The sequence below is a fragment of the Streptomyces sp. NPDC085944 genome (assembly GCF_040686295.1).
In the GTDB taxonomy this organism is placed as follows: Bacteria; Actinomycetota; Actinomycetes; order Streptomycetales; family Streptomycetaceae; genus Streptomyces; species Streptomyces salinarius.
Genome location: NZ_JBFBJX010000006.1, coordinates 370,322 through 380,938, shown reverse-complemented (window position 1 = coordinate 380,938; position 10,617 = coordinate 370,322). Strand labels below are relative to the sequence as shown.

Genomic DNA, 10,617 nt, shown 5'->3' with positions numbered 1-10,617 from the left:
CGGCGATAACCCTCAGCCAGGGCGCGGTGCCGCTGCTGGCTGCCGTCCACCCGTAGAACAGGATGCTCAAGCACATCCAGCCCGGGCCGTCGAAGAACTCGCCCCTGGGGTTTCGTGACACTGCCCTGCTCTCCTCTGCCCTCCCGCGTCTTCCGAGCAGGCCGCGCCGGGCCCTGCTCAGGATCCGTCCCATATGCCCAGGCGCTTGAGCCTGCGCTGCCGGAGCCGTTCCGCGACGGCCGTGAGACCGAAGATCACTCCCATGGCACACCCCGCGAACGCAGCGAACAGGAGGTCGTCGGGCTCCTCCTCACGCGACAGCGTCAAGCAGAGGAGCGTAAAGGGCACTCCCGCGCAGAGACCGGCACCGATGGGGCGCCGGGCCACCCACTTCTGGATCCGGGTCGGACGCCGTTGCCCGCCCAGGACCTGATCCCAGATCCAGAACGCATCGACAAAGGAACGCTTCCAGTTCGCCACGGCGGAAGGATATGGCAGCTGATGAGCTGCCCCTCGGCCGGGCCACTGCCCGGATGCCGCCATCCTCCTCGGCACCGACACCGACGCCGTGCGCGATCGCCGCGGCCCGGCAGTGTCCGTGCTTGGCTGCCGCTTGTGCGTCCGGGGTTCAAGATCGCCTCGGGAAGCAGCACCGTGCCCGTCCCGACCGGCAGCGCCGCGAACCAACTGGGAACTGTGGGCGGCAGCACGGCGGTTTCCCTACTTGTTCTGGAGCCTATTGATCGCGAGGACCGTGATCAGGCCACAGGCCAGGCCCGCGAGGCCCCATGAACCGCTCGGGCTGTAGTCGTTGAGGTAGTAGCCGATGGCGCAGAAGACAACAGTCACGGACAGGACGATGAGTCCCCAAAAGCGTCTTCCGGGCATTCGTCTACTCCTTCTTGTGAGGTCGGATCGTAAGATTCCTGCGGTTCCAGCTGAAGCACGGTGCATGTGGGGCCAAGTCGGGCCCCCTTGGGGAGTAGAGCCTGTACCGGCAAGGCCAGGCCCCTGGGGTGTCCCCGGGCGTACACGACCCTGCTCGCGAAGGTCAGCTCGCCGCTGCGGCAGGATATAGCAGCTGATGCTCCGGCCCTCGGCCGGATCATCAGCTGCCAGCCGTCAACTGGCCGGCGCAGATGCTGTTCGCGGACGTCCACGAGCAGCGCGATCCCCAGATGCTCCCGCGGCCGGAAGACAACGCTGTCCGAAGGGGCACGAGGCGAGAGTCGTCTTTGCACATTGCCGGGTACCGGAAAGCAGCCAGGCAGGTCGTCTGCCGTGCCCGGTGGATGAGCGGCGGAGTCAGGTCAGCCATCATGACAAGCCGGGGGCGGACCTGCTGTTCCGAGGCCCGCAGGAACTGGCAGGTGAAGGGAGGGGCAGATGCTCGGGACCGTGGCCGAGGTGTTCGACAGGGCCATGGACGTGCTCGTGGTGGCCGTGGGACTGGGCTGCGTGTGGCTGGGATGTCGGGCCCTGCTCCGGCCCCGCCGACCACCGGAGCCCATCCAGGGGCCCGTGTGGGGAGTCCGGGCCTGGGGACTCGGCTTTGTCCTGCTGGGGATCTCCCTCGCCATCGAGACGGTCACCTTGATGACCGGCGGGAAGCCGGGCCGGCCGGCGGATGTGATCCGCTGGGTCGCCGGACCGCTCGTGGTCGGCTCGATCGTAACGGCCCTTGTCGCCCGGGGGTGGCAGCGCCACCGGGCCCGAAGTGCGAAAGGCGGGCGGCGGGCGTGAGACAGTCCGTTTCCTGGAGTGAGGCTGCGCTGGTCGCCGCGATCTGCTGGGCGGTCAGCGTCCTGGGGTACGCCGCGAGCGCGGCCCTTGACGAGCCGCGGCTGTCTGTTGCTCCGCTTATCGGCGCCGGGCTCGTGCAGTGGTTCTGGGCGCGTCACCGTTCCTGGCCGGCAGGGGTCACGGCCGGCATTGTGGGGGCTACCGTGCTGTTCGCGCTCGTCGACAGCTTGCGGCCCGAACTGGGCCGGTACGTTGCGGACGCGCTGGCCACAGGGGCAGCGACGACCGTCTCCGTAGCAGTGCTCACCCTGGTGGGACGGGTGAGGGAGCACCGTCATGCCGCCGCACGGTGACCCGTTCCTGGGCCACCGCATGAGCCTGCCTCCGGAGCCGGGAACCGTGCGGCGGCGTACTGTCTGGCGTCGCGTGTGGGGGCTGTGCGCGGCGCTGCTCGGTGTCGTGATGCTCCTCGCCGGTGCCGCGGGGCTGGCCATCGTGCCGAGCCTGGTCGAGGACGAGAAGGCGTTCGAAACCGCGACCTCCTGCACCGCCGTGTTCTCTCCCCAGGACGACTGCCTGCGCTCGTTCGAGGCGACCGTGACCCGTACGGTGATCAAGGAACAGAACAAGTCGTCGGAGTACACGCTCTACCTGAACGGCCCGGCGCAGGTGCCCCGGAGCATCGACATGGGCGACTCCGAGCCACTGCTCAAGCGCCTGCGTCCAGGGGACCACGTGACGGTCACCCTGTGGCGGGACTACGCGCCCGAAGTACGACAGGGCAAGGTCTTCCAGGAGACCGCCGATACCCCGGAGGGCGAGCCGGTCTTCGTGTGCGCGCTCGCGCTGGCGGTGATCTGCGGCGGCGCTTACAGCCTGTACGCGGGAGCCATGGCCCTGGTCCGGGCCCGGCGTCACGTCGTGCGAGAGCTGCCCGCTGGACTCGTGACCAGGGGCAAGGAAGCGGCCGGAGCAGCCCTGTGTGTACTCCCGGCCGCGGGTGTGGGCCTCTTCACGGGCGTGCCGGTCATGCTGGTGGTGTGGCTGGTCCTGCTGCCGCTCGTCCGATGGATCGTGCAACGGCAACAGCAACGCCGTACCGGACGGCATGCCCGGCCACCCCTGCACACGTCCTGACGGGTCCCCACCGTGAAAGCACCTGCCCCCGAGCCCGGCGGCCCGCCCTCTCGCCGCGGCGCCCCTGCAGCCGTACTCGGCCGGTGCGTGATTATCTTGATCAGGTTCGCGTTGGTGCAGCCCAGCAGCTCGCTCGTCAGCGCCCCTCCCGGTCCACGCCGCTCGGAAAGAGGCCGATGGACGGGCACCCCAAGAGGTGTCATCATCACGCGGATGTCCGGCATGAGTCCGGCTTGTAAGGATGGAACATGAGGCTCTACCTCGGCATACCCGCCATTCTGGTGGCGTTGCTCATTGCCGCTTCGGGTATCGCGGCACTCACCCGCGGATGGGTGCTTCCCACGAACCGGAAACACGTCCGTCGCCCGCAGCCATACGGCTGGGGCCAGTTGGTCGTTGCCGTCTCACTGTGCTGTCAGGTGGCCTTCGGACTGATGACCAAGGACCTCGGCACCCGGCAGTGGGGAACTTTGGTCGGCAGCGTATTCATGGTGGCCGGCATCCTCGTGATCGCGGTGGGCCAGCGCACGGCTGGTCGTCGGCAGCGTCGTAACGAGCAGCGATCCGGACAGTAGAACCTCGGGGCACTCAACGCCCGCCCGATCCACCACCGCACACCCCGCCCATGACCACCACCAAGCCCGCCATGAGGAACACAATGTCGGAACGCCGCACCGGACTCATCCTGGCCGCCGCCGGAGCCCCGCTCACCCTGGCCGGCGCATTCATGTACGTCCTGCCCGGCCCTGGATTCCCCGTCCTGATCATTGGGCTTGCCGCGCTCGTCACCGGCCTTGTCATGACCGTCGCCGCCCGCCGCACCTGACCCGACCCCGCACCACGCAGGAGACCCCCGCCGCCATGGCCTGGCACTGGATCGGCCTCGCCCTCTTCTCCCTCACCCTGCTCCCCGCCGGCCTTGCCATGATCACCGGCCGCACACCGGAGCACCTACGAACCTGGCTCACTTCGACGCGAACCAGCGGCTGGCCCGTCCTTGCCCTGTACGCTGTCGCATCCCTCAACGCGATCCCGCGTCTGGCCGGAGCCTCACCGGCAACCACCTTGGCCGCCACCGCGACCGCGGGCACCGTGGCCGTGACCGGGTGCGCCGTCGCGGCCATCGCGGCACTCCGCACTGCGAACGCCGCGTCATGACGAGGGGAACGCGCTGGCAACGCGAGATCAGATCAGTCAGCCTTTGGTGGGCCGCGCTCACGCTCATCCTCTGGCTGCTCAGCCACGCCACCGGCCAATCCACCAGCCTCCCACGCTGCGCCGCCTCGGCTGCACTGCTGGTCGCGGTCGGAGAATCCGGAGACTGGCTACGCCGGCGCTGGCACGAACGCCGGGCAGCCGCCAACCATTCCTGACCTCGCGACACCTGCACTCCGGCGGCCCACTCGCACGTCAGATTATCCGCTCGACTTCAACTTGCTGAACTTGACAGGGAACGCACCTGGTCAGACGAGACCACCCACGCCATCCACGAATCGCAGACCCTGCGCATCGAGCGGGTCCACGAAGCCCACCCCCGCGAGACCGCCTGGACCGTGGCCGCGTACGAGACGCCGGTTTCCGACCGCATGTGGCACCTGACCACCACGGGCACTGCCCCCGCCCCCATCCTCCAGGCTCTGCTGAACCACCTCGCCGACGGTGACGGATGGGACACCGCCCTGGGGAGCCCCGTTGACGAGAAGACCGTCACCGCCGCCACGAAACCCCTCGCTGACGCCGGATGGAAACACACCGTGGACGGACGCTGGCTCCGCTGGACGAACGCCTCCCAAGATGCCGGTGTCCAGTTCGACGCCTTCGCCGCCCAGCAACCGAACAGCAGCCTCGTCACCTGGACCATCTGGGCCGGCCCCACCATTGACCAGCCCACCTGGACGATCCACGCCTCCCCCTACGCGCCCGCCCCCATGATCGCCGACCTGGCCGAGGAACTCGCGCACGGCACCGGCACGCGGCGGTTCAGCCCCAGCGTCCAGCGGCAGCCTCCGCGTCCCACCGCTACCGCACCGGCCATCGCGACGACCGTCGCCAGACCTCAGGCGAGCCGAAGCCGCTGACCAGCACACTCACGCACGCGAACAGCAGTGTGGCCCTGCGGACGGGGGATGCCGCAGGGCCACACTCGCACCGTACCGCGTCTGTCCCTTTCACGGGGGCCTACACTCGCTGAATGCCGATGAGGCCCCGCCCTCGGCAACCCAGCGCGAGGGGGCTCGTGGATTCACTCTGCAGACACGGCAGCTGTAGTTCTGGTCATGGCTAATCTTGGAGGGTGTGTCGGCGCTGGTGGCAGGCTTGTGCGGTGGCCTGGTGGTGGCGGCGCCAGGCCATCCAGTGCAGGAGGTGTTCCGCGTCCCGGACTGGTGGTTTCAGGACGAACGCCCGTAGGACCCGCACGAGTTCGGGGCAGGTCAGCCGGACGAGCCGGGCTGGGCCGGCAGGCTCTGTCGTGGTCGCGGCGGCGGTGGTCAGGGCGAGGACGGCGGATGCGACAAGGCAGAACAGCGACCAGCGCATCCAGGAGTTCCAGCAGGTCACCTGACCTTCGTCCAGGCCGGTGAAGCTCTTGCCGAGTTGGAAGGTCTCCTCGATCCGCCACCGTCGGCAGATCACTTCCACCAGCTGGGCGAGGGTGACAGGTGCGGGCGACCAGCAGCGGAAGAAGGAGATCTCGCCGGTGTACCGGTGCCGGCGGGCGACCAGGACGCTGGTGCCGTGGTCCGCGTGTCCGTCGGGGGTGTCGTCCGCGCGGATGCCGAGCCAGGCCCAGTCGTACTCGCGGGTGCCCTTGGTGCCGTGTCCGGTCCGCATGCGCATCCACTGGTGCGGCAGCACCTTGTTGATCATCTGGTGGGCCTTCCACCTGCGGCCGGCTCCGTCGGTGACGGTGTAGGTGTGGGACACGCCGACCGCGTAGCCGAGACCGAGTTCCCGCAGATCCCTGCGCAGTTCGCGGCCGCAGTACACCTCGTCGCCGGCGAACCAGCGTGCCTGGACACCCAGTTCAAGCGCGCCTGCGACCATGGCGGCGGTCTGCTGCAGCTTCGTCGCGAACATGATCTCCTCCGGGACACCGGCCACTTCGCGGCGTTCCTCGTCCGCGGCCCAGTCCTTCGGCAGATACAGGGCCCGGTCGATCACCACCCGCACCGACGCGGTGACCGCGGCCAGGTGCACGGCGACCTGGCACAGCCCGACACCCCTGATCGCGCCGGAGTACTGGCGTCCGGCACCGACACAGCCGGTCGAGGACTTCGCATCCCCGGTCTCGTCCGCGACCAGTACGACGTCCTGACCTGCGAGTTCACGCACGATCAGGCGGACGGTCTCCTCCCGGGCCCGGTCGTGGTCGAACCTCGCCCGTGACAGGAGGTGCTGCAGCCGGTGCGGGCCTGGATGCCCCAGCGCCTCAGCCAGCGTCCAGCAGTTGCGCGTGTCCACCTCCGCCAGCAGCCCGGCAACCATCTCCGCCGCCGTGGCACGGGTCTCACGCCGGGCGAAGCAGCCCCCGATAGCGTCCATCGCCGCCCCGAACAGCCTGCCCCACGCGGCCCGGGCTATCGTGGCCTCCGCGGCCACCTGGTCTTGATACGTCCTCACAAACGTTCATGATCACGGTGGCCGCACCCATACCCACACCGGGCCCCGTAAGCTGCTGACCGGCGCAGATGCCGGAACTACAACTGCCGTGGCAGAGCGCTCTCGCCTTAGCTTGTGGCCCCTAAGGTCCAAGCAGTGCTCGTGGGCGGCAAGGGAGTCCAAGTGAAACGTGAACGGGCAACGGAGATGCTCCACGAGATGCTCGACAATCTGGACGTAGGCAGTCGCCCCCTCGATCTCGTAGACGAGGTCTATGTATTCGGTTCCTACGCCCGAGGCGCGCTGCAGCCAGGCGACCTCGACGTGGCGGTGGTCCACCGGACCGACACCGAATTCACCGAACACGTCGTCGGCGCCCTCATGTACGGGCGGGATCCCATGGCGGGCATGAAGCGCGCGCTCAAAGGCAGCAAGCGCGGCTTCCAATTCCAGTTCAACCAGAACGACCGCCTCCCCGAAGGCTCCGAGCCACAACTGCTGTGGAAACGCGGCGACGCCCGCGCCACCGCAGAAGAACGGCTGCAGGCGATGAAGGCGGACCCGGCCGCCGGCCGAGCGCCCCGCGACGCCATGATCGAGCAGTTCGACGGACTCGACCGGTGGATCCCCCTCCCCATACGCGTCCGGCTAGTGGAACTGCTCGACACCGGCGCGATCGAGATCAGCCGCATCGCCCTCACGGCCGCCGACCCCACCGACCCGGCCGCCGTAGCCGCCCTGGGACGCCGATGGAAGACGGACAGCCCACTGCATCGCGCAGCCGCTGCCGCCGTGCGCTATACGGAGGACTCCGGCATGTCCCCGCCGTCCGTATGGGTGCAGGGACAGCCACTCGACCACCGCCGCGACCAGTACGGCGCCGACGCCCTGTGGATCAACCTCGGCTGGTACCACTTCGACCAACTCGTCTTTCGGCTTCGTGAGGGCGCACAAAGTCTGGAGGTCGTGCGCCCCACACGGACGCAGCCGCTTCACGCCCTCCACATCACCGTGCGCAACATCGCAGCCCTGCCCCCGTCGTAGCATCCCCGCCAGCCGGAACGACGACGAAAATTGGCGTCGCTCAGGGGACAGCTCGGGCCCGAGCTGCGCGACGAGGCCCGGCAACCGTCACAGGTTGCCGGGCCTCCACGCACTCGTCAGTCAACGAGGTAGTGGGCTTCGACGTAGGCGACGGTGGAGCCGTACGGTTCGCCCACCGGCTTCAGCATGTACCGGCGGAATACTGCGGCCGTGGCGCGGCGGACGCCGCGGTTGAGGGCCTCAGCGTTGTCCCACGACTGGGCGAGGGTGCGCTTGACCACCTGGTCGATCTCCTCGGCCAGATTTTGCTCCGTGACGGTGAGGCCGGGCGGCGCGTGGCGTGGATGATCCGTGACAGGACACCCACGTAGTCGTCGTCCAGCACGACGGCTTCGTCCGGGTGCTTCTCGGCGTTCACGATGGCACGGGCAACCCGGAGTGCTTCGGCCAGGAACTCCAGGGTGTCCTGGGCGTTCTGTGATCCGGTCCCGCAGCTGCCTGATCCGCTCTGCCAGGGCGGTGTACTTCTCGGACCTCGGTTCAACGCCCTCCTCAAGGGCGGCCTTGATGTGGTCCAGGATCTCCGCGGCAGACGGCCGCCTCATGTCCTCGCCGTCGTCCTTGCCGGGCTTGGGACGGACGAGGGCCAGCAGCTCCTTGAGGATGGCGATGCCCTGGGCGTCCAGAACGAGGGCTTCCTCCTGGGAGGCGGCCACCGAGAAAGAGCGGACGTGGGCATTGATGATCTCCAGGACCATCGGCCCCAACTCGCCCAGCCGTTCCTTCCTCTCCTCGTCCGAAGACTTCTTGAACAGGGTCGTGTACACGGACCCGAACAGCCCGAAGCCGTCCTGATACTTGGCGACCCGCTTGTCGGCGTTGATGAGCGAGTACAGCCGGGCCAAGAGCCGGTAGTCCTTGGCGAACACCTCGGCGGCATCCGGGTTGGTGTCCAGGAAGGCATTGATGGTTCGCACGGACTCGTAGCCGTAGACCGTGAGATCCAGCCCGTCCACGTCTGCGAGGAGGTCTTCGATGCGGGCGAAGGTGGTGCGGAACTCGGCGACCAGTTCGGTCAGGTCGGTGACGAACCCGTCGCCCTTGCCGGCGGATCCCTCCGAGGTGGGGTCGACGACGGCCCGCTGGACCTCTCCGGTCAAGCTGATGTAATCCACCGCCACGCCGGTGGTCTTCACAAACCCGGTCGGGGATACCCAGGTGCGGTTCGGGCGGGTGATCGTCTGGCACTACCTGTCCCGCACGCGCCACGGCCCGGACTCTACCGCCCACCCCCACCGCGAGCGGCCACCAACTTAGCGGCATTGGGTCCAGACCTGGGCGATTCAGGAAAACACTGGGGCCTTGGACACCACCACCTACCACCAGCAAGGTCACCGACGCCAGAGCGCATCATGATCGGAACACAGCCACCGTGGGCCGCCGCCGGTACCCTGGCTGCACACTTCGAAGCAACGTGATCGCGCCGTGGCGCGGAGGAGAACAACTGCAACATGGCACCGACCACCAAAGAAGGCCAGCGGACAGAGCTGCACAAGACGATCTGGCGTATCGCGAACGACCTGCGCGGCAGCGTCGACGGCTGGGATTTCAAGACCTACGTGCTGGGCATGCTCTTCTACCGCTTCATCTCCGAGAACCTAACGGCGTACATCAACCGCGGCGAACATGAAGCTGGAGATGAGTCGTTCGACTACAAGGTGCTTCCCGACGCGCAGGCCGAGTTCGCTCGTGACGAGGTGGTGGCAGAGAAGGGCTTCTACATTCTGCCGTCGGAACTGTTCGCCAATGTCCGCGAGCGCGCCGCGCGGGACGAGAACCTCAACGAAACGCTCGCTCGGGTCTTCAAGAACATCGAGGGCTCGGCGGTGGGAACCGACAGCGAGGACGATCTGAAGGGGCTGTTTGACGATCTTGACGTCAACAGCAACAAGCTCGGAGGAACGGTCGCCAAGCGCAACCAGAAGCTCGTGAAGTTGCTCAACGCCATCGGCGATCTGCCGCTGGGGCGGTTTGAGGACAACTCGATCGACCTGTTCGGCGATGCCTACGAATACTTGATGCAGATGTACGCGGCCAACGCGGGCAAGTCCGGTGGCGAGTACTACACGCCGCAGGAGGTCTCGGAACTGCTGGCGCGCATCACAGTCGTCGGCAAGAAGCAGGTTAACAAGGTCTATGACCCGGCGGTTGGGTCGGGCTCGCTGCTGCTGAAATTCGACAAGGTGCTCGGCAAGAACAATGTCCGCCGGGGTTTCTACGGTCAAGAGATCAACCTGACCACGTACAACCTTGCCCGGATCAATATGTTCCTACACGACGTGAACTACTCCGACTTCAACCTCGCACACGGCGACACTCTCATCGACCCGTCGCACTGGGATGATGAACCGTTCGAGGCGATCGTCTCCAACCCGCCGTACTCGACCAGGTGGGAAGGTGACGCGAACCCGCTGCTGATCAACGATGAGCGGTTTGCGCCGGCTGGCGTGCTGGCGCCGAAGTCGAAGGCCGACCTGGCCTTCACGATGCACATGCTCAGCTGGCTCGCCGTCAACGGCACGGCCGCGATCGTCGAGTTCCCTGGGGTGCTATACCGCGGGGGTGCGGAAAAGAAGATCCGTAAGTACCTGATCGACAACAACTACGTCGACACGGTCATCCAGTTGCCTGCCGACCTGTTCTTCGGAACCACGATCGCCACGTGCATCCTCGTGCTGAAGAAGTCGAAAAACTCCAGTGATGTGCTCTTTATCGACGCCTCAGCCGAGTACAAGCGTGTCGGCAACAAGAACAAGCTGCTCGAGGAGCACCAGGCGAGGATCCTCAATGCGTTCACCACGCGTGAGCCGGAAGATCACTTCACCACGCTCGTCAGCATTGAGGACATCGCGACGAACGACTACAACATCGCTGTGTCCTCTTATGTGGAGTCGGAGGACACGCGCACGGAGGTCGACATCGTCGACTTGAACGCCGAGATCGCCCGCATCGTTGCGCGGCAGGCGGAGCTGCGCACGTCGATCGACGCGATCATTTCCGAGCTGGAAGCGGGGGGAAATGCGCCTGTCTAAA

13 protein-coding genes are annotated in these 10,617 nt (G+C 67.0%); 9 read left to right on the top strand and 4 right to left on the bottom strand.

Annotated elements, in window-relative coordinates:
* Window positions 1-177 precede the first annotated feature (177 nt).
* Together AB0P07_RS14950 and AB0P07_RS14945 are read right to left on the bottom strand one after the other, a co-directional pair.
* The gene (locus AB0P07_RS14950; RefSeq protein WP_365550086.1) at window positions 178-480 is read right to left on the bottom strand and encodes a hypothetical protein; all 303 of its coding nucleotides are present in this window, start codon (window positions 478-480) and stop codon (window positions 178-180) included.
* A 240-nt stretch (window positions 481-720) separates the two neighbouring features.
* On the bottom strand, window positions 721-849 hold the full coding sequence (locus tag AB0P07_RS14945; protein WP_365550083.1) for a hypothetical protein: 129 nt from the start codon (window positions 847-849) through the stop codon (window positions 721-723).
* A gap of 537 nt (window positions 850-1,386) precedes the next feature.
* Between AB0P07_RS14945 and AB0P07_RS14940 the strand changes: the two genes are divergently transcribed.
* From AB0P07_RS14940 to AB0P07_RS14910, 7 genes are all read left to right on the top strand, one after another.
* On the top strand, window positions 1,387-1,743 hold the full coding sequence (locus AB0P07_RS14940) for a hypothetical protein (protein ID WP_365550081.1): 357 nt from the start codon (window positions 1,387-1,389) through the stop codon (window positions 1,741-1,743).
* On the top strand, window positions 1,740-2,096 hold the full coding sequence (locus tag AB0P07_RS14935; RefSeq protein ID WP_365550079.1) for a hypothetical protein: 357 nt from the start codon (window positions 1,740-1,742) through the stop codon (window positions 2,094-2,096). The genes AB0P07_RS14940 and AB0P07_RS14935 overlap by 4 nt, the downstream gene beginning before the upstream one ends.
* Entirely contained in the window at window positions 2,080-2,880 is an 801-nt protein-coding gene (locus AB0P07_RS14930; protein ID WP_365550076.1) for a hypothetical protein, read from the top strand. Before AB0P07_RS14935 ends, AB0P07_RS14930 begins: the two co-directional genes overlap by 17 nt.
* A 248-nt stretch (window positions 2,881-3,128) precedes the next feature.
* Window positions 3,129-3,455 (top strand): hypothetical protein, encoded by a 327-nt coding sequence (locus tag AB0P07_RS14925; protein ID WP_365550073.1) that lies wholly within the window; start codon window positions 3,129-3,131, stop codon window positions 3,453-3,455.
* 50 nt (window positions 3,456-3,505) lie between these two features.
* The gene (locus tag AB0P07_RS14920; RefSeq protein ID WP_365550071.1) at window positions 3,506-3,706 is read left to right on the top strand and encodes a hypothetical protein; all 201 of its coding nucleotides are present in this window, start codon (window positions 3,506-3,508) and stop codon (window positions 3,704-3,706) included.
* A 35-nt stretch (window positions 3,707-3,741) separates the two neighbouring features.
* Window positions 3,742-4,038 carry a hypothetical protein gene (locus AB0P07_RS14915; RefSeq protein WP_365550068.1) on the top strand — a complete coding sequence of 99 codons (297 nt, stop codon included), beginning with the start codon at window positions 3,742-3,744 and terminating at the stop codon, window positions 4,036-4,038.
* Window positions 4,039-4,364: 326 nt separating this feature from the next.
* Window positions 4,365-4,958, top strand: a complete 594-nt coding sequence (locus tag AB0P07_RS14910) for a DUF317 domain-containing protein (protein ID WP_365550334.1) — start codon at window positions 4,365-4,367, stop codon at window positions 4,956-4,958.
* A 202-nt stretch (window positions 4,959-5,160) separates the two neighbouring features.
* Here the strand turns inward: AB0P07_RS14910 and AB0P07_RS14905 are convergent, their stop codons facing one another.
* The gene (locus tag AB0P07_RS14905) at window positions 5,161-6,501 is read right to left on the bottom strand and encodes an IS701 family transposase (protein ID WP_365550066.1); all 1,341 of its coding nucleotides are present in this window, start codon (window positions 6,499-6,501) and stop codon (window positions 5,161-5,163) included.
* A gap of 162 nt (window positions 6,502-6,663) precedes the next feature.
* Between AB0P07_RS14905 and AB0P07_RS14900 the strand changes: the two genes are divergently transcribed.
* Entirely contained in the window at window positions 6,664-7,524 is an 861-nt protein-coding gene (locus AB0P07_RS14900) for a nucleotidyltransferase domain-containing protein (protein ID WP_365550063.1), read from the top strand.
* A 116-nt stretch (window positions 7,525-7,640) separates the two neighbouring features.
* Here the strand turns inward: AB0P07_RS14900 and AB0P07_RS14895 are convergent, their stop codons facing one another.
* Window positions 7,641-8,684 (bottom strand): hypothetical protein, encoded by a 1,044-nt coding sequence (locus AB0P07_RS14895; RefSeq protein ID WP_365550061.1) that lies wholly within the window; start codon window positions 8,682-8,684, stop codon window positions 7,641-7,643.
* 351 nt (window positions 8,685-9,035) lie between these two features.
* Here AB0P07_RS14895 and AB0P07_RS14890 point away from each other — a divergent pair, with 351 nt between their 5' ends.
* Window positions 9,036-10,616 carry a type I restriction-modification system subunit M gene (locus AB0P07_RS14890; RefSeq protein ID WP_365550057.1) on the top strand — a complete coding sequence of 527 codons (1,581 nt, stop codon included), beginning with the start codon at window positions 9,036-9,038 and terminating at the stop codon, window positions 10,614-10,616.
* Window position 10,617: the final 1 nt, after the last annotated feature.